General features: G+C 68.9%; 17 protein-coding genes. 7 read left to right on the plus strand and 10 right to left on the minus strand.

The window, feature by feature from the left end; all coding sequences use genetic code 11:
- Window positions 1-4: 4 nt before the first annotated feature.
- From QHF83_RS31500 to QHF83_RS31520, 5 genes are all read right to left on the minus strand, one after another.
- Complete coding sequence (locus tag QHF83_RS31500) at window positions 5-382, minus strand: response regulator (protein WP_282421695.1); 378 nt, start codon at window positions 380-382, stop codon at window positions 5-7.
- A 240-nt stretch (window positions 383-622) separates the two neighbouring features.
- Window positions 623-1981, minus strand: a complete 1359-nt coding sequence (locus tag QHF83_RS31505) for a sigma-54 dependent transcriptional regulator (protein WP_282421696.1) — start codon at window positions 1979-1981, stop codon at window positions 623-625.
- Window positions 1982-2090: 109 nt separating this feature from the next.
- Window positions 2091-2570, minus strand: a complete 480-nt coding sequence (gene bfr / locus QHF83_RS31510) for a bacterioferritin (RefSeq protein WP_282421697.1) — start codon at window positions 2568-2570, stop codon at window positions 2091-2093.
- A 204-nt stretch (window positions 2571-2774) separates the two neighbouring features.
- Complete coding sequence (locus QHF83_RS31515; RefSeq protein ID WP_282421698.1) at window positions 2775-3020, minus strand: (2Fe-2S)-binding protein; 246 nt, start codon at window positions 3018-3020, stop codon at window positions 2775-2777.
- A 106-nt stretch (window positions 3021-3126) separates the two neighbouring features.
- Window positions 3127-3891, minus strand: a complete 765-nt coding sequence (locus tag QHF83_RS31520; protein ID WP_282421699.1) for an SDR family NAD(P)-dependent oxidoreductase — start codon at window positions 3889-3891, stop codon at window positions 3127-3129.
- A 115-nt stretch (window positions 3892-4006) separates the two neighbouring features.
- Here QHF83_RS31520 and QHF83_RS31525 point away from each other — a divergent pair, with 115 nt between their 5' ends.
- Window positions 4007-4417, plus strand: a complete 411-nt coding sequence (locus QHF83_RS31525; RefSeq protein ID WP_282421700.1) for a hypothetical protein — start codon at window positions 4007-4009, stop codon at window positions 4415-4417.
- Here QHF83_RS31525 and QHF83_RS31530 read toward each other — a convergent pair.
- From QHF83_RS31530 to QHF83_RS31540, 3 genes are all read right to left on the minus strand, one after another.
- Window positions 4414-5079: a sigma-70 family RNA polymerase sigma factor gene (locus QHF83_RS31530; RefSeq protein ID WP_282421701.1), complete on the minus strand. Its 666-nt coding sequence runs from the start codon at window positions 5077-5079 to the stop codon at window positions 4414-4416. The two genes, QHF83_RS31525 and QHF83_RS31530, sit on opposite strands and share 4 nt — an antisense overlap.
- Entirely contained in the window at window positions 5076-5366 is a 291-nt protein-coding gene (locus QHF83_RS31535; protein WP_282421702.1) for a hypothetical protein, read from the minus strand. Before QHF83_RS31535 ends, QHF83_RS31530 begins: the two co-directional genes overlap by 4 nt.
- 132 nt (window positions 5367-5498) lie before the next feature.
- Entirely contained in the window at window positions 5499-6041 is a 543-nt protein-coding gene (locus QHF83_RS31540; protein ID WP_282421703.1) for a hypothetical protein, read from the minus strand.
- A gap of 135 nt (window positions 6042-6176) precedes the next feature.
- Between QHF83_RS31540 and ftsH the strand changes: the two genes are divergently transcribed.
- A complete protein-coding gene (ftsH, locus tag QHF83_RS31545; RefSeq protein ID WP_282421704.1) occupies window positions 6177-8063 on the plus strand; it encodes an ATP-dependent zinc metalloprotease FtsH in 1887 nt (628 codons plus the stop codon).
- 9 nt (window positions 8064-8072) lie between these two features.
- On the opposite strand, the gene QHF83_RS31550 is transcribed toward ftsH, so the two are convergent.
- Together QHF83_RS31550 and lepB are read right to left on the minus strand one after the other, a co-directional pair.
- Entirely contained in the window at window positions 8073-8693 is a 621-nt protein-coding gene (locus QHF83_RS31550; RefSeq protein WP_282421705.1) for a Uma2 family endonuclease, read from the minus strand.
- Window positions 8694-8730: 37 nt separating this feature from the next.
- Complete coding sequence (lepB, locus tag QHF83_RS31555; RefSeq protein WP_282421706.1) at window positions 8731-9495, minus strand: signal peptidase I; 765 nt, start codon at window positions 9493-9495, stop codon at window positions 8731-8733.
- Here lepB and QHF83_RS31560 point away from each other — a divergent pair.
- The 5 genes from QHF83_RS31560 (at window position 9461) to QHF83_RS31580 (ending at window position 17634) form a co-directional block, all read left to right on the plus strand.
- Complete coding sequence (locus QHF83_RS31560; RefSeq protein ID WP_282421707.1) at window positions 9461-10294, plus strand: shikimate dehydrogenase; 834 nt, start codon at window positions 9461-9463, stop codon at window positions 10292-10294. The two genes, lepB and QHF83_RS31560, sit on opposite strands and share 35 nt — an antisense overlap.
- A gap of 115 nt (window positions 10295-10409) precedes the next feature.
- Entirely contained in the window at window positions 10410-11633 is a 1224-nt protein-coding gene (locus QHF83_RS31565; RefSeq protein ID WP_282421708.1) for an SUMF1/EgtB/PvdO family nonheme iron enzyme, read from the plus strand.
- 158 nt (window positions 11634-11791) lie between these two features.
- On the plus strand, window positions 11792-12820 hold the full coding sequence (locus QHF83_RS31570; RefSeq protein ID WP_282421709.1) for an arginine N-succinyltransferase: 1029 nt from the start codon (window positions 11792-11794) through the stop codon (window positions 12818-12820).
- A gap of 157 nt (window positions 12821-12977) precedes the next feature.
- Complete coding sequence (locus QHF83_RS31575; RefSeq protein WP_282421710.1) at window positions 12978-15002, plus strand: GMC family oxidoreductase; 2025 nt, start codon at window positions 12978-12980, stop codon at window positions 15000-15002.
- 376 nt (window positions 15003-15378) lie between these two features.
- A complete protein-coding gene (locus tag QHF83_RS31580) occupies window positions 15379-17634 on the plus strand; it encodes an MXAN_6577-like cysteine-rich protein (RefSeq protein WP_282421711.1) in 2256 nt (751 codons plus the stop codon).
- Window positions 17635-17667: the final 33 nt, after the last annotated feature.

Raw genomic sequence — 17667 nt, forward strand, 5'->3', positions numbered from 1 at the left:
GCTGTTAGCACGCGACTTGCGCAGGCGCCGGAGTCTTGGCTTGCAGGAGACGGCTGAGCTCGGAGAGGGCGTAGGGCTTGGGGATGAAGCCGGCCGCGCCGCAGTCGGCGCGCTCCATCTGCCGCGAGGAGAGGTGGTAGGCGCTCGCGAGGTAGACGCGCACGTTCGGGAACATGCGGCGAATCTGACGCACGAGGTCCAGACCACTCATGCCTGGAAGCATCAGGTCGACCATCGCGACGTCGACGGTCTTGTCGGCGAGCAAGCGCAGCGCCTCTTCACCGGAGGCCGCGCCGAGGACCTCGAACCCCTCCAGCCGAAGGCCAATGGAGAGCGTCTTGCGCTGATTCTCCTCGTCGTCGACGATCAACACGCGCGGCATGGGAAGGACCCCTTCGGAGACGACGCCGACACGAAAGCGCTCGGGTTCGTCTTTGCCGTTTTTCGAAGCAACGCGCGTTCCATCGGTGGATCCCGCGAAAAACCTGCGGTCTTCGACGCCGCAACGCATCATCCGGGGCAGACGCTTTTCGCCTCGAACATTGCATGTCGGAAAGGTGCTCTGCGGAGGACCTTTCAGATTTGCAATGTCCGAGGGCGGAATCCGGGGGTTGGGCGGGGTTCAGAGGGGAGGATACGTGATCGCCAGGCGTGTCATCTTGCGCCAGAGCGTGGTGGCGCTGATGCCGAGCACCTCGGCGGCGCGCTCGCGGCTGCCGTCACACTCGCGCAGCGCCGCCTCGATGGCCTGACGTTCGGCGGAGTCGACGACGTCGGCGAGGGCGCGGCCGCCGCTCGTCGGGGCCGTCTTCTGCGAGGGGCCGGGCGCGAGGCCGAGCTCGTCGATCGTGATCATGCCGCCGCCCGAGAGCGCGACGGCCTGCTCGACGAGGTTCTCGAGCTCGCGGATGTTGCCCGGGAACTCGTAGTTCGAGACCGCTTCGAGCACGCCGTCGCCGACGCGCGCCTTCGCGCTCATCTTGCGGTTGTACTTGTCGAGGAAAAACTCGAAGAGGACCGGGATGTCCTCGCGACGCTCGCGCAAGGGCGGCAGGATGAAGCGCGCCACGTTGAGGCGGTAGTAGAGGTCCTGCCGGAAGCGGCGCTCGGCGACGGAGGTCAAGAGGTCCTGGTTCGTCGCGGCGATGATGCGCACGTCGACGCGGATCGGCTTGTTCTCGCCGACGCGGCGGATCTCGTTCTCCTGGATCGCGCGGAGCAGCTTCGCCTGGAAGGTCAGCGGCGTCTCGGCGATCTCGTCGAAGAAGAACGTGCCGCCGTCGGCCTCCTCGAAGAGGCCCTTGCGCGCCGAGACCGCGCCCGTGAAGGAGCCACGCGCGTGTCCGAAGAGCTCGCTCTCGAGGAGCGTCTCGCTGATGGCCGCGCAGTTGACCGGGACGAAGGGGCGATCGGCGCGCTTCGAGTTCGCGTGGATCGCCTTGGCCACGAGCTCCTTGCCCGTGCCGCTCTCGCCCGTGATGAGCACCGTCGCGTCCGTCGGCGCGACGCGCACGATGCGCGCGAGCACCTCGCGGATCGCGTGCGAGCGGCCGATGATGTTCTCGAACTTGTAGCGCTCGCGGAACTCGGTCGCGAAGAGCGAGACCTGGCCCGTGAGCCTGCGGTTCGCGATCGCGCGCTCGACCTTCACGAGCAGCTCCTGCTCCGTGAAGGGCTTCTGGATGTAGTCGAAGGCGCCGAGGCGCATGGCCTCGACGGCGCTCTCGATCGTGCCGTACGCGGTCATCACGATGACCTCGGTCATCGCGTGCGTCTCCTTGACCGAGCGCAGGACGCCGATGCCGTCGTTGCCGCCCATGCGCAGGTCGGTGAGCACGAGGTCGTATGCGCCCTTCGAGCCCCGATCCGCGCCTTCTTTTCCGTCGCTCGCCTCGTCGACTTCGTAGCCCGCGCTTCGCAACATCATCGCGAGCGTCGTGCGCATGTTGCGCTGATCATCGACGACGAGAATCTTCGCCATGGAATCCCCCGGCCTCCATCTGGGGGCCTGTGCACGTGAGAGCATGTCGCGCGGACAGCCAGACGCCTGGTGCCGCGCGACCCTATCATCGCCACGATTGGCCCGATCGTCAGCTCTTGCAGTGCGAGAGCTTCTGCGAAAGGTAAAGCGGTTCGCCCAGCTTCTGAAGCAAATCGAGCTGGGTTTCGAGCCAGTCGATGTGCTCTTCCTCGCCGGCCAGGATGCCACGGAGCAAGTGTTCGCTCTGGTGGTCACCCTTCTCACGACAGAGAGCGATCGAGCTGTTCAATCGCGTGACGGCCGCGTACTCGAGCTCGAGGTCGCTCTTGAACTGCTCGGGCACGTTCTGGCCCACGTTCAGTTTGTCGAGGCGCTGCAGGTTCGGCAGGCCTTCGAGGAAGAGGATGCGCTGCATGATCGCCTCGGCATGGCGCATCTCGTCGATCGACTCGTGGCGGCTGCGCTCGGCAAGCTCCAGATATCCCCAGTTCTCGCACATCTTGGCGTGCATGAAATACTGGTTGATCGCCACGAGTTCGGCGGCGAGCACCTCGTTCAGCGCGTGGATGACGTCTCTGTCGCCCTTCATGGAAGACCTCTAGCCTGCAAGGGTTACGGCCCCGGCGATACGGTGGCCGCGATGTCCGCCTAGCACGCTATCGGATAAATGGGCAGGTGCGGGAAGGGCTCTCGAAACAAAACAGCACCGTCACGCGACAAACGCTGCCGCGCGCACGTAACGCTGGAGATGTCGAAAACCGTTATCGAGAACCGAACGAGCCGAGCCGAACCATCAGGCCGCCGACGAGGCGGATCGAAGCACACGCAGCCGACGAACCCCGCAAGTCGGGGCGGAATCGGCACATTCCGTCGAGACCGGTCCATCCCCCTCGACGAGGGACTTCACGGTCGCCCGACACGAGCCGCATCGCGTGCCAGCCCGCGTCTTTTCCATGACCTCATGGGCCGTCGAGGCACCAGCGCCCACGAGGTCCAAGATGTCTTGCTCCGAAACCGCCTCACAGATGCAGACGTACATAGGTGCTTCCGACCGTCCGGCGTCCTGTTGATGTTGAGAATAGCTTTCAACATCAGCAGGGTCAACCCCGTTCCAAGGATCGGCCGTCTGTTCGAGGCGGAGGGGGTCACATGGCGAGGCCGCCGTCGACGTCGATGGTGCGGCCGTTGAAGTACTCGCACTCGATGACGAAACGAACGGCGAGCCAGAGGTCCTCGGGCAAGCCGATGCGGCCGACGGGGATCGCGGCGACGAGGGCGTCTTTGGCCTTCTGGTTCATGCCCTGGGTCATGGGCGTCTCGACCATGCCCGGCGCGACGCAGCCGACGCGGATGCCGAACGGCGCGAACTCGAGGGCCCAGGTCTTGGTGTTGGTGGCGAGCGCGGCCTTCGCGGCGCTGTAGTTCGACTGTCCACGGTTTCCATGGCGCGCGATCGAGCTGATGTTGACGATGACGCCCTTCTCGCCGGCCCCGGCCATCTTGGCGACGACGTCGCGGACCATGTACGTCGCGCCGGTGAGGTTGACGTCGATGACGGCCTGCCACTGCTGGGCCGAGAGCTTCGTGATCGCGCCGGTCGTGCGGTCCTTCTTCACGAGCAGGCCGTCGCGCAGGATGCCGGCGTTGTTGACGAGGCCGTTCAGGCCGCCCATGGCCTCGTGCGCGAAGTCGACGAACGCGGAGACCTCGGCCTCGCTCCCGACGTCGATGCGCTTCGGGTGGATCTTGCCGCGGAGATCCTTGGCTTCCTCGGCGAGCGAGGCGAGCGCGGCCTCGTTCACGTCGCCCGCGACCACCTGTCCGCCCGCCTCCGCGAGGCGATAGGCGTAATGACGGCCGAGGCCCGAGGCGGCGCCGGTGACGATGAACTTGGTGTCTTCGAGTCGCATGGTCTCCTCCAGAGAACGAGGGCCGAAGAGCCCTCGGAGCGGGGTGATACACGGGCGGATGGAGATCGGGAAGGCCACGCTTGCGCCGGATGCGTCGGGTGTTATTTCCCGAGCCATGCTTCGCCGCGCGCTGCTCGTTTTGTGCATGGCCCTCGGCTCCGTGGCCGCATGCAACCGCGACGTGTCCGTCCCCGCGTCGTCCGATCCCAACGGGAAGGACCTGGTGGAGGGCGCCGTGGTCGCGGCGGCCGAGTCGAGCGGAGGCATCCGGCTCTACAAGATCGTCCACGTCGACGACTACCCGGAGCCCGCAGGGCCCGAGTACCACATGATCGCCTACAACCCGAAGGTGCCGACGTTCCAGGACGCGGCGAACCTGTGGAAGCACAAGCGGAGCGAGGTCACCGTCGCGCTCGACCACATCTTCGTGCGGCTCGTGAGCTTCGGCAAACGCGACCACCGCGTGCTGTTCGTCGAGCCGGTGACGGACGAAGAGAAGGCGCCGTACCTGAAGGCCAAACGTTAACGCGTCCGGGCAGCGATCGCGGTCGCGAGCGACTGGATCGCCTGCGCGTGCAGGCGGCTCGCCCAGCTCTTGCTGATGCCGAGGTCCGCGGCGATCTCGTCGAAGTCCTCGCCCTGGAAGTAGTGCCGCTCGATGAGCGTGCGCTCGCGCTCGGGGAGCGCGCCGACGGCGTGGCGAAGGGCGCGAGCCATCTCGGCGCGCGAGGTGTGCTCCTCGGGCGTGCCCGCGCCCGAGACGAGGCCGAGCGCGAGGGCCGCGGCATGCGCTTCGAGGAGGCGATCGAGGGCGGAGACGTGGTCGTCCTCGGAGAAGCCCGCGTCATCCGGGGCCGCGGCGAGCTCGATGGAGAAGCGCTCGGCGCAGAGGAGGGCCGTGGCGCGGGAGAGCGCCCGGCGTGAACGGCGCTCACGCTTGACGCCGTCGAGGATGGCCCAGCGGACCTTGCGCGCGACGTACGTGGGGAGCGAGGCGCGGGTCGGATCGAAGGTGCGCGCGGCTTCGAGCAGGCCCTCGTGCGCACAGGCGCGCATGTCCTCGGGCGGGACCACGTTCCCGAGCCTGCGCCCCATCCAGCGCAGGACATGCTCCAGGATGGGCCGTCCCTCGTTGTAGTAGCGCTCGATCGCGGGGTTTTCGCCGAACGAAGCGATGCGCAGGTTCACTCGCCGGCCCCGGACCCGGTTCGCCGAGAACGAATGTCGCTGGCCCGCCGGGTCTCGGGCTCATCCTCGCCCTCGAAGGCCGCCCCGACGAACGCCTCGCCGCTCTGCTCGACGTGCCTCGGCGCAGCCCGGCGGAGGAGGCGCGCCGCGTGCTCGTCGGTGGCGAGCCGTTCGGCGAGCTCATCCCGCAGGAAATCGAGGTCCGCGCTGGGGAGGAGGTCGCGGTACGGGGCGACGGCTGCGTCGATGCGCGCCGCGACCCAGGGGTCGGCGAGGAGAGGGTGCATCGGTAAGGACAAACCTAGCACCCGGAGGAGCGGCGAAACAAGGGGAAAGTGGGGGTCCGAGGTCCGCTCGGACGAACCAGGTTTTTCCGCGGGGTTTTTCCAGGGGGCGCGGGCGAACCACGCGCCCTCGCATCACTTCGGCGGGTCCTCTCCGTTGAGGCACTCGTCGAACGCCTTCACGCTCTTCGCGGCCATCGCGCATTCGAGCCGCTTCCGCTCGGCCACCTTGCCGACGAGGCTCTCGATGCAGCCGTTCGCCCACGGCTCGCCCATCTTCCCGACCACCGCGTCGATGTTCTTCACGGCCTGCTCGCGCTGTTTGTCCGTGAGCCGCTTGTCGAGCCCGGCGATCTGGTCTGCGCGTTGCACCGCGACGTACTGCTTGCCGAGCTCGATGCAGTCCTTCTCCGTGAGCGTGTAGTCGGCGGCGGCGCCCTCGTCGGTGATCTTCTTCGCGCCGTGCGAGAGCGGCTTCGGCTCGGGCTCCGGGGGCTCTGCCGTCGCCTCGCGCGGCTCGCTCGCCCCGTCGTCCGGGGCAGAGTCGTTCTGGTTCGTGGCGTCCTCGGGCGGCGGGGTGGAGGCGCCGCAGCCGAGGGCCGCGAGCGAGAGGATCGTTGCGAACGTCGTGGCGAGCGCGGGCGCGGCGAGCGTGGAGAGCAGGGAGCGACCGTTCATGGACGGAGAAGCGTACGCTCGCTCCTTTTGGCCTGTCCATCCTCGCCGGTACGTCGGTGCACGGACCGAGGTCCTTGCCAGGCCGATCGCCGTTGGCAAAGCGCGTGCAGGCAGGTCGCACGGGGCGGAAACCAAATGCGATCGTTCTGGGTTTACATCCTGCTCGTCGTGGGCGCGGTGCTCCTGCTCGGCTCGCTCGAGGGGAGCGAAGAGCGAATTCCTTACGCTCGGTTCAGGGACATGGCCGAGCAAGGCGTGCTCACCGAGGTGCAGATCAAAGGGGACACGTACATCGGGCGCACGGCGCCGAACGCGCCCGTCGGCACGTCGCAGACGTTCCGGACCGGCCGTATCGAGGGAGCCGAGACCGCCCTGCTCGCGACGCTCGACGCGAAGGACGTCCCGTACACCCGGGTCTCCGACGGCGGGCCGTCGCTGTCGATGATGCTGCTCTGGGCGCTTCCGCTCGTGGGCGTGCTCCTGCTCGTGGGCTCGATGTCGCGCAAGGCGCCGACGCCGAACATCACGAACCCCGCGCTGAACTTCGGCAAACACAAGGCGCGGCTCTACGTGGACAAGGGAGCGCCGATCACGTTCCGCGACGTGGCCGGCAGCCACGAGGCGAAAGCGGAGCTCACCGAGATCGTCGAGTTCCTGAGGGCGCCGGAGCGATATCGCAGGCTCGGCGGGCGCATCCCGAAGGGGTGCCTGCTCGTGGGGCCGCCCGGAACGGGCAAGACGCTGCTCGCGCGGGCCGTGGCCGGCGAGGCGAACGTGCCGTTCTTCAGCATCTGCGGCTCGGAGTTCGTGGAGATGTTCGTCGGCGTGGGCGCAGCGCGCGTGCGCGATCTCTTCGCCCAGGCGCGCGAGAAGCCGGCCGCGATCCTGTTCGTCGACGAGCTCGACGCGGTCGGCAAGGCGCGCGGCGCGGCCGGGCCGATCGGCGGCAACGACGAGCGCGAGCAGACGCTGAACCAGCTCCTCACGGAGATGGACGGCTTCGACGGCGCGACGGGCCTCGTGGTGATCGCCGCGACGAACCGGCCCGAGATCCTCGACCCGGCGCTCACGCGCGCCGGGCGCTTCGATCGGCGCGTGTACGTCGATCGGCCGGACCTCCGGGAGCGGCGCGAGATCCTGGAGGTGCACGCGCGAAGGGTGCTGCTCGGCCCGGACGTGAACCTCGACGACATGGCCGCGCAGACGACAGGGCTCGTGGGCGCGGACCTCGCGAACCTGCTCAACGAGGCGGCGCTGCTCGCGGCGCGCAGGCACGCGACGGCGGTGAGCAAGTCGGATCTCGAGGAGGCGATCGAGCGCGTGATCGCGGGGCTCGAGAGGAAGAGCCGCAGGCTCGGCGCGCACGAGCGGGTGGTCGTGGCGTACCACGAGGCGGGGCACGCGATCGCGGCGGAGCTCTTGCCGACGCAAGATCCGGTGCGGAAGGTGTCGATCGTTCCGCGCGGGATCGGCGCGCTCGGCTACACGCTGCAGAAGCCGCGCGAGGATCGGTACCTGATGAGCCGGCAGGAGATCCTCGATCGGCTTGTGGTGCTGCTCGGCGGGCGCGTGGCGGAGCAGCGGACGTTCGGGGACGCGTCGACGGGGGCGCAGGACGATCTCGTGAACGCGACGGACATCGCGCGGCGTATGGTGCGCGAGCTCGGGATGGGCGGCGCGTCGCTCGGGCTCGCGTCGTTCGATCCGCGGCGAAGCGTGACGTTCGAGCGCGGCGGCTACGACTACAGCGAGGAGACGGCGCGGACCGTGGACGCCGAGGTGGGGCGGCTGCTCGCCGACGCGGAGGCGCGGACGAAGGCGCTCATCAACGAGCACTTCGCGGCGCTCGAGCGAATCGCGCGGCGGCTGCTCGAGGTGGAGACGCTGTCCGGCGAGGAGGTGCGAGCGCTCTTGCACGCGCCGTCCACGGAGAAGCCGAAGGTCGCGGAGGCGGAGAACGTCGACGTGACGCTCGAAGAAGTGCCGACGAGCGAGGCGCGGCCGCGGGCGGCTTGTCGGTAGGAGCGTCGATCAGGGCTCGCCGGCCGCGGGCTCTTCGTCCTCTTCGTCGTCCCCGAAAAGAATGCCTACCTGGAGCGGGATCGCGTCGAACGGCTCGGCGCGAACCCGCTCGCCGCGTTCGGCGACGAGGATCTCCAGGTAGCCGGCAGGCTCCCAGCGATACACGGACAGGCTCTCCTCGACCGGATCGACGATCCAGCAGTGAGGGACCTCGTGCCGGTGGTAGACGCGCTTCTTCTTGACGAGATCGTTGCGTCGGTTCGTCGAGAGAATCTCGCAGACCCAGTCAGGGCGAACGCGGATCGGCGTTCCAAGCGGCTGCTCGGGGACGCGCTCACGCCTCCAGCCCGCAACGTCGGGTACGAACGTGCTCTTCGGATCGAAGAAGATGTCGACCTCGGTGGCAAACCACCATCCACCGGGGAAGCGACCACCAGGGCGCCGATCGAACGGCTCAACGTACCCGGACAACCTGCGCTGCGCGCGACCATGCTCCCCAGTCGCAGCACCCTTCTCGTGAATCACGCCCTCGATCAGCTCGTGCCGCCGCTTTTCCTCGGGGATGGCGTACAGGTCCTCCAGGGTCGCGGGAGGCGCAGCAGGAGGAGCCTTGCGAGCCGGCACGTTCATGCGTCGGAGGATACTCGATCCCCGCCCGCCTCGCCCCTCACCGGATCGACCGGAACAACCGCTCGAAATCGAGCCCCTCTCCCCGGAACAGCACCCCGAGCACCTGCCCGCGCACGAGCGCGCTCGGCACCGTGCCCATCACCCGGCTGTCGAGCGACGCGGGCCGGTTGTCGCCCATCACGAACAGGTGATCCCGAGGCACCACCAGAGGACCGAAGTCCTCGAAGTCGCGGCCCCCCGACTCGTGCGCGAGCGCGCCGAGGTGCTCCAAGAACCGGCCGTCCGGGAGCCGCTCGATGCGCTGCGGGCGACCGTCGATGTAGAGGATGCCCCGCTTCACCGCGACGGTTTGCCCCTCCGTCGCGACCACGCGCTTGACCAGCGGGATCGCGCCGCCGCGCGGATCGGCGAAGACCACGACCTCCCCGGGGCGCGGGCTCCTGTGGTGGAAGAGCCAGGCCTCGGTGAACGGGATGCGCAGGCCGTAGGCGGCTTTCGCCACGAAGATGCGATCGCCGGGTTCGATCGTCGGCCACATCGAGCCCGTCGGCACGTGGTACTGGTCGGCGAGCGAGGCGCGCGCCGCCGTCAGCACGAAGACGAGCGCGACGAACTTGAGGGCACGCTTGAAGAGGGCTGCGAGGAGGCGCTTGCGTCGCGACGCGACGGGCGGCGTAGCCTCTTCGGAGAGCGTGAGGGAAGGCTCGAACGAGGCCATCGCGTGGTGGTCGGTAGCATCACGGCCAAGGCCGATCCAGCCTGCGCGCATGACGAACGCCCACGCCTCCGGCGCGAAGCTCACGCTCTGTGGATCGATTTCGCTTTATCCGGTCTCCCTCGGCTCTGCGATGCACCTCGCGGGCTACCGCGCGCTCGGCTTGCCGTTCACGTACGTGCCGTTCCGCGTGACCGATCTCGGCGGCGCGATCACGGGCATGCGCGCGCTCGGGATCCGCGGGCTCGGCGTGTCGATGCCGTACAAGCAGCAGATCCTCCCGCTGCTCGACGCGATCGATCCCCTCGCGGCGAAGATCGGCGCGGTGAACACGGTCGTGCAGGAGGACGGGCGGCTCCTCGGGTACAACACCGACTGCGTGGGCGCGGTGCGCGCGCTCGAAGAGGTCGCGCCCGTGAAGGGCGCGCGCGCGCTCGTGCTCGGGGCCGGCGGGGCCGGGCGCGCCGTGGCGCACGGGCTCGCGGATGCAGGCGCGAAGGTCGTCGTGACGAACCGGAGCGTCGACAAGGCCGAGGCGCTCGCGGCCGAGATCGGAGGACGCGCGGCCGGCGTGGAGGAGGCGCGGAGCGCGGGGGACTACGACATCGTGGTGAACGCGACGTCCGTGGGCATGGGGGAGATCGCGGCCGAGAGTCCGGTGCCCGAGGAGGCCATCCCCGCGGGGCTGCTCGTGATGGACATCGTGTACAAGCCGATCGAGACGGCGCTCGTCCGCGCGGCGATGCGGCGAGGCGCGCGGGTGATCCACGGCGGGCGCATGCTCTTGCACCAGGCGGCGCGGCAGTTCGAGCTCTACACGGGCGAGCGAGCGCCGCTCGACGCCATGGATGCCGCGCTTCGGGAGCAGATCGCCATGCTCGGGTGAGCCCGGCCCGAGGCCTCTGTCGGACGATGGGGGCTACGCTCGGACGAGCCGAGCTACGCCCCCAAGCCCCCCTTTTGTTTGCAGACCGTCGTCGTCTGCCGGCATGCTCCGCGCCGTGGATCGTCGGGCCTTGCTCCTCGCGCTGCTCGCTGTCGTGGCCCTCGGATGCAGCGTCGAGGCCTCCCCTGCCCCCGCGCCCGCCTCGACGAACGTCGCCGCTTCCGCTCCCGCAGCCGCTCCCGCTTCCGCTTCCGCTTCCGCAACCGCCGCCGCCCCCGCTCCCGCGCCCGAGCCTCCGCCCGAGGGCATGATCGCCCTGCCGCCGGCCATCTACCTCATGGGCTCACGCGCGCTCGAGGGGCTGCCCGAGGAGAAGCCGATGCACGAGGTCGTCCTCGCCGGCTTCTACCTCGACCGCACCGAGGTCACCGTCGCCGCCTACCGCGCCTGCGTCGCCGCCGGCGCTTGCACCCCCGCGCACACCGGCGAGACCTTCTGCCCCGGCGACGCCCCCGACAAGGCCGATCACCCCATCAGCTGCATCGACTTCCCCCAGGCCGAGGCCTACTGCGCCTTCGCCAAGAAGCGCCTGCCCACCGAGCGCGAGTGGGAGTACGCCGCCCGCGCCGGTAACGAGCACCGCAAGTTCTCCTGGGGCGACGACCCGCCCGACGAGAAACACGCCTGCTACGACCACCCCGGCACCTGCCCCGTCGCCTCGTTCCCCGCCGGCGCCTTCGGCCTATACGACATGTCGGGCAATGTGTGGGAATGGACCTCCACCGTCTACGGCCCCTACCCGGACGAGCTCACCACCGGCACCCACCGCGTCTACCGCGGCGGGAGCTGGAGCCGCCGCTTCCCCAAGTGGCTCCGCACGGCCCTGCGCAATCGTTACGAACCCAACAAATGGAGCGCCTCGCTCGGCGTGCGTTGCGCGAAGTCGCAAACCCCCCTCGCCTGCCCGCCCGATACCGAGCCCCGCGGCGACGCCTGCGTCCGCGTGAAGGGCGAGCCCATGTGTGAACCCGGCCTCTCCTGGAATGGAAAAGCCTGCTCGCTCGGCGGCGTCGCCCTGCCCGTCGGCGCCGAGGTCGCCACGAGCCCGGCCGCCACGGCCGCCCCCGCTGCCGGGCCCCCCGCCGCGGAGCCCGCGCCCGTCCGCCGCACCCGCACGCCTCGATTCGACGATGATTGCAAGGCACATTACGCCGGCCGCCCAGCGGCTTATCGTTACGAGGGGGGCACGTTTTACAGTCGGAACCCGGTCATCGCCGGCGACGGCTGCACGAAACGGGATATGGGCGAGAACTGGACGAGCGCATGCTGTTCGGGATAACGCATCCACGAGGGGTGTGGTTTTCGCGGGGCCTCGGACGCCCGTGACCGTCCCCGGGTGGCCTAAGGCCGCTCGCCCATCTAGGCTGTCGCGCCTCTGGGGGATCCCGCTGAGCTCGGACGAGCCGAGCCACCGCGCCACCCGAGCCTCTGTTTCCCATGCTGCCCTTCGAGATTCGCGCCGCCACCCTCGGTGATGAGGAGCAAATGCTCCGCGTCGCGCGACACCTCAACTCGGTCAACCTGCCGCACGATCGGGACGAGATTCACGAGATCGTGAGCCTCTCCCACAAGAGCTTCACCGGCGAGATCAAGGACCCGCGCCTCCGGCAGTACGTCTTCGTCCTCATCGACCGCGCGAAGGACCACATCATCGGCACCTCGATGATCATCGCGCAGCTCGGCCGGCGCGGCGCGCCCTACATCTACTTCGACGTGCTCGACGAGGAGCGGTACTCGGCCACGATCGACCGGCACTTCCACCACACGCTCCTGCGCATCGGCTACTCGTACGACGGCCCGACCGAGATCGGCGGCCTCGTGATCATGCCCGAGTACCGCCGCACCGACCGGCTCGGCACGTTCATCTCGTACGTGCGGTTCCTCTACCTCGCCGCCCACCGCGAGCTCTTCCAGCAGGAGGTCCTCGCCGAGCTTTTGCCCCCGCTCGAGCCCGACGGCACGAGCCACCTCTGGGAGGCCCTCGGCCGTCGCTTCACGGACCTGACGTACGCCGAGGCCGACCGGCTCTCGAAGAAGAACAAGGAGTTCATCAAGGGCCTCTTCCCCGAAGGGCCCATCCACGCGTCGCTCCTGCCCGAGGAAGCGCAGAAGGTCATCGGCAAGACGGGCCTGCAGACCCGCGGCGTCGAAAAACTCCTGCGCCGCATCGGCTTCCGTTACGCCCACCGCGTCGACCCCTTCGACGGCGGCCCGCACTACACGGCGCGGATGGACGAGATCACGCTCATCGCCGACACGAAGCGCACCCGCGCCGACCGCCCCTACTCCCCGGACGTCGGCGACCGCAAAGGCATCCTCGCCGTCGAGATGCCCGAGCCCCCGTTCTTCCGGGCCGTCCTCGGCCACTTTCGCGAGGGCCCGCGCGGCGTCGCCGTCGACGACGAGGCCTGGGAGACGCTCAACCTCCACCACTCGAGCCCGCTGATCGTCCTGCCGATCGAGTAACGCTCGGGGGCTACGCTCGGCGAGCCGAGCTGCGCCCCCGAACCCCCCGGCCGCTCCGAGGCAACGCTCTGGCTGCACGGCGAGCCCGTCGCGCTCGCCCCCTTGTATTCTGTGCGTTCTTTCGCTACAGAATTTTTAGTACACAAGGGAGCCACGCATGGTTGCTCACCCGGACCCTTCGCTCTCCGTCCCCAGCGATCCCGAGGGCCTCGCGCGTGGCCTGCATCGCAAGGCGTCTGCCGCCCCGCGCGCGGACCGAGGCCGGTGGCTCTCCGCGCGTGAGCTCGACATCCTGACGGCGGTCGCCGAGGCCGCCCTCCCCCCGGGGCGCTTCCTCGAAGGGGCGGGCCGCGACACCGCCGAGGCCACGCACCGCTACCTGTCCGACATCCCCCGCGAGGCGATCCGCGTCTTTCAGGGCTCCCTCTGGGCCGTCGAGCTGTCCACGCTGCCCACGAAGCGAAGGCCGTTCTCGGAGCTCTCCGTGGAGGACCGGCTCGCGGCGCTCCGGCGCTTCGAGCGATCGCGCGTGCTGCCGGTCCGCGAGATCGTCCGGGTCCTGCTCACGCCGCTCAAGGCCATGCATTTCGACCGGCCCGAGATGTTCCGCCACGTCGGCTGCCGCTACGAGCTCGAGACGGTGCGCGACGAAAAACCCCGCTGGATGGCCCGCGTGACCGACGGGCGCGAGGTCGATACGGATCTCGACCTCGAATGCGAGGTCGTCGTGGTCGGCACGGGCGCGGGCGGCGCGGCCGCGGCCTACGAGCTCGCCTCGCGCGGACGGGCCGTGCTCCTCCTGGAGGAGGGCCATTACCACAGGCGATCGAGCTTCAACGGCAGGCCCTCCCGGGCGTTTGGCAATCTCTATCGCGACAAGGGAATGACCGTCGCGCTCGGCAACGTGAACATCCCCGTCTGGGCCGGACGCGCCGTCGGCGGCAGTACGGTCATCAACTCGGGCACCTGCTACCGCGCCCCCGCCCGCACCTTCGCCTACTGGCGTGATCACCACGGCCTGCCCCGCGACTTCTCGCCCGAGGGCCTCGGCCCCTATTACGAGCGCGTCGAGGCCATGCTCGGCGTCGCCCCCGCGAATCCGCTCCACCTCGGCAAGATCGCCGGCATCATCGCGCGCGGCGCCGAGCACCTGGGCCTCCGCCACCACGCGATCACCCGCAACGCCCCCGATTGCGACGGCCAGGGCATTTGTTGCTTCGGCTGCCCCACGGGCGCGAAACGCTCCACCGACGTGAGTTACGTGCCCGCCGCGCTCGCCCACGGCGCCGAGCTCGTGACGGCCGCGCGCGTCGATTTCGTGGACATCGTGGCCGGACGCGCCCGCGGCGTCACCGCGACCCTCGGCGCCGAACGAACGAAAGGCCGCGCCCCGCGCCTCCGCGTCCGCGCGGACGCCGTCGTCGTCGCCGGCGGCACGCTCATGACGCCGCTCCTGCTCCGCCGCAGCGGCGCTTGCCTGTCCTCGGGGATGCTCGGGAAAAACCTCTCGATCCACCCCGCCTCGAAGGTGATGGCGCTCTTCGACGAACGCGTCGATCAATGGAACGGGATCCCGCAAGGGTATTCGATCGACCAATTCGCCGAGGAAGGCTTGCTCTTCGAGGGCGGCTCGCTCCCGTTCGACGTCGCCGCGCTCGGCGTGCCGTGGTCGGGGCCGAGGTACGTCGAGGTGATGGAAAAATACCCATACCTCGCGACGTTCGGCTTCATGATCCAGGACCATAGCCGCGGCGAGGTCCGCACGGGCCCCGGCGGCCGCCCGCTGCTCTTCTATCGCATGAACGAGCGAGATACGCGGCTCCTCCAGCGCGGCGTCGAGATCCTCTGCGACGTCTTTCAGGCCGCCGGCGCGCGCCGCGTCCTGCCGTTCGTCGCGGGTCACGACGAGGTGAGCACGAAGGAGGCCCTCGCCCGCCTCCGGTCGAGCCGCATTCAGCCGAGCGACATCGAGGTGACGGCTTACCACCCCCTCGGGACGTGCCGTATCGGCACCAATCCCGCCCGCTCCTGCCTCGGACCCGACCACGAGGCCCACGACGTCGCCGGACTCTACGTATGCGACGGCAGCGCCATCCCGTCCTCCCTCGGCGTGAACCCGCAGATGACCATCATGGCCATGGCCCTGCGCGCCGCTGAAATCCTCCATCAGCGGCTCGGCTAGCAGCGGCTCCACTTTGCTAGACGAATTGCCGCTTTAACAGACGATTTTCCATGGTCATCGGACATTCCACGTCCGTCCGATAATCGACCGGACGCTTCCACGTCCGTCCAAGCAGTGGTAAGGTCGGTCGCCCGAGGGACGGTCCCCGGGGCGATTCCAGCGGATCATTTCCTTCCGAAAACTGCGGCATGGTCGCCTGAAAAATTGCCGCGCGTGCGGCCGGAGCGCCGACGAACGCGAAAGACCGTGCGGTGGGGGACAGAAATGAACCGCTCGAATCGAGATGTGCCTGCTTTCCAGGAAGGTTCCAACAGCGATGAGTAGCAAAGCGCAGTCCCCCCGAGGGGGGTGGCGATGGGCGCTCACGGCGGCTTTCATGAGCCTCGCCGTGGCCTCGTGGACGGGGTGTAGCGACGGCGGCGGATCGAACACGACCGACGGCAATGGCGGCGCCGGCGCGACCGGCGGCACCGGCGGCACCGGCGCGACCGGTGGCACCGGCGGCACCGGTGGCACCGGCGGCGGCGATACGTGTCCGGCCGGACAAACCGATTGCGACGGGACCTGCACGCTCACCGACATCGATCCGAACAACTGCGGCGCGTGTGGCAAGGCCTGCGCGGCCGGCGAAACCTGCACCGCGGGGCAATGCGGCCTGGCGTGCGCCGGTGGCACGACGAACTGCGAGGGCAAGTGCGTCGACACCACCATCGACCCGGAGAACTGCGGCACGTGCGGCACGGCCTGCGCGGCCGGTGAGGTCTGCTCGGGCGGCCAGTGCGGCACGCAATGCGTGGGCGGCACGACGAACTGCGAAGGCAAGTGCGTCGACACGACCATCGACCCGGGGAACTGCGGCATGTGCGGCACGGCCTGCGCGGCCGGCGAGGTCTGCGCGAACGGGCAATGCGGTCTCGCCTGCGTCGGCGGCACGACGAACTGCAATGGCAAGTGCGTCGACCTCACCATCGACGCGATGAACTGCGGCATGTGCGGCACGGCGTGCCCGGCCGGTCAGGCTTGCTCGAACGGGCAGTGCGCCACGCAATGCGTCGGCGGCACGACGAACTGCAATGGCAAGTGCGTCGACCTCACGATCGACCCGACGAACTGCGGCATGTGCGGCACGGCCTGCGCGGCCGGCCAGGTCTGCGCGAACGGGCAATGCGGCCTCGCCTGCGTCGGCGGCACGACGAACTGCAATGGCAAGTGCGTCGATACCACCGTCGACCCGCTGAACTGCGGCATGTGCGGCACGGCGTGCCCGAACGGCCAGGTCTGCTCGAACGGGATGTGCCAGCTCGCCTGCGTCGGCGGCACCACGGTCTGCAATGGCAAGTGCATCGACCTGTCGCTCGACCCGCTGAACTGCGGCGCGTGCGGCGCGGCGTGTCCCTTCGGCGAGGTCTGCACGGCCGGCAAGTGCCAGCTCAACTGCGTCGGTCAAACGACGAAGTGCGGCACGCTCTGCGTCGACATCAAGACGGACACGGCGAACTGCGGCATGTGCGGCAAGGCCTGCGCCGCCGGCCAGGTCTGCTCGAACGGCGTCTGCCAGCTCAACTGCGTCGGCGGCACGACGAAGTGCGGCAATGAGTGCGTCGACACCGAGACCGACGGCGCGAACTGCGGCATGTGCGGCAAGGTCTGCGCGGCCGGCGAGGTCTGCGCGGCCGGTCAATGCAACCTGAACTGCGTCGGCGGCACGAAGAAGTGCGCGAACACCTGCGTCGACACGAAGAACGACCCGGGCAACTGCGGCGCCTGCGGCGTCGTCTGCGGCGCCGGCCAGGTCTGCACGAACGGCCAGTGCGCCGCGCAATGCGGCCCCGGCACGACGAAGTGCGGCAACCTCTGCGTCGACACGAAGCTCGACCCGAGCAACTGCGGCGCCTGCGGCAATGCCTGCGCCGCCGGCCAGGTCTGCTCGAACGGGCAATGCGGCGCGACCTGCGCGGCCGGCACGACGAAGTGCGGCAGCGAATGCGTCGATACGCAGACGGACGAGGCGAACTGCGGCATGTGCGACAACGCCTGCTTGCCGAGCGTCGCCTGCTACGCGGGCGTCTGCCAGCCGGCCGGCGGGTGCGGCACGCTCGGTGATTGCGGCACTTGCGAGCAATGCGCGCTCGACGGGCTCTGCTCGGACGAGCTCGCGACCTGCGCGAACAGCCAGGACTGCGTCGACCTCTACAACTGCATCGCCATGTGCGACCCGGCCAATACGATGTGCCCGAACATGTGCGGCCAGCAGTTCCCGAACGGGATCAACCCGTACAACGACTTGCTCGATTGCCTCTACTGCCAGGAGTGCGGGACGGTCTGCGGCGTCGACCCGGTGGCATTCCAGTGCCCCGCGTCCTGCGACAACAAGAACAATTGCCAGAGCTGCTTCGACTGCTCGATGGCGATGGGCGGCATCTGCGAGGACGACCTTCAGATCTGCCTGAACAACCCGGAGTGCACGGCGCTCTCGCAGTGCCTCGACATGTGCCCGGCCGGCGACGTGCAGTGCCAGATCAATTGCGAGCAGGCGCATGTGTTCGGCATTGCCGACTACAACGCGATCATCATCTGCGGCGTCTGCCAGGAATGCCCGAATGACTGCAACGGCGGCATGACCTGCCCGTGACGCTATGAGCGCTCGTCCGGATCCGAGGGAAAA

Source organism: Polyangium sp. 15x6 (genome assembly GCF_029960785.1).
GTDB lineage: Bacteria > Myxococcota_A > Polyangia > Polyangiales > Polyangiaceae > Polyangium.

Excerpts from the sequence above, each read along its gene's own strand:
- QHF83_RS31500 (WP_282421695.1), bottom strand. The coding sequence starts at position 382 with ATGCCGCGCGTGTTGATCGTCGACGACGAGGAGAATCAGCGCAAGACG.
- QHF83_RS31505 (WP_282421696.1), bottom strand. The coding sequence starts at position 1,981 with ATGGCGAAGATTCTCGTCGTCGATGATCAGCGCAACATGCGCACGACG.
- bfr (WP_282421697.1), bottom strand. The coding sequence starts at position 2,570 with ATGAAGGGCGACAGAGACGTCATCCACGCGCTGAACGAGGTGCTCGCC.
- QHF83_RS31515 (WP_282421698.1), bottom strand. The coding sequence starts at position 3,020 with ATGTACGTCTGCATCTGTGAGGCGGTTTCGGAGCAAGACATCTTGGAC.
- QHF83_RS31520 (WP_282421699.1), bottom strand. The coding sequence starts at position 3,891 with ATGCGACTCGAAGACACCAAGTTCATCGTCACCGGCGCCGCCTCGGGC.
- QHF83_RS31525 (WP_282421700.1), top strand. The coding sequence starts at position 4,007 with ATGCTTCGCCGCGCGCTGCTCGTTTTGTGCATGGCCCTCGGCTCCGTG.
- QHF83_RS31535 (WP_282421702.1), bottom strand. The coding sequence starts at position 5,366 with ATGCACCCTCTCCTCGCCGACCCCTGGGTCGCGGCGCGCATCGACGCA.
- QHF83_RS31540 (WP_282421703.1), bottom strand. The coding sequence starts at position 6,041 with ATGAACGGTCGCTCCCTGCTCTCCACGCTCGCCGCGCCCGCGCTCGCC.
- ftsH (WP_282421704.1), top strand. The coding sequence starts at position 6,177 with ATGCGATCGTTCTGGGTTTACATCCTGCTCGTCGTGGGCGCGGTGCTC.
- QHF83_RS31550 (WP_282421705.1), bottom strand. The coding sequence starts at position 8,693 with ATGAACGTGCCGGCTCGCAAGGCTCCTCCTGCTGCGCCTCCCGCGACC.
- QHF83_RS31560 (WP_282421707.1), top strand. The coding sequence starts at position 9,461 with ATGACGAACGCCCACGCCTCCGGCGCGAAGCTCACGCTCTGTGGATCG.
- QHF83_RS31570 (WP_282421709.1), top strand. The coding sequence starts at position 11,792 with ATGCTGCCCTTCGAGATTCGCGCCGCCACCCTCGGTGATGAGGAGCAA.
- QHF83_RS31575 (WP_282421710.1), top strand. The coding sequence starts at position 12,978 with ATGGTTGCTCACCCGGACCCTTCGCTCTCCGTCCCCAGCGATCCCGAG.
- QHF83_RS31580 (WP_282421711.1), top strand. The coding sequence starts at position 15,379 with ATGAGCCTCGCCGTGGCCTCGTGGACGGGGTGTAGCGACGGCGGCGGA.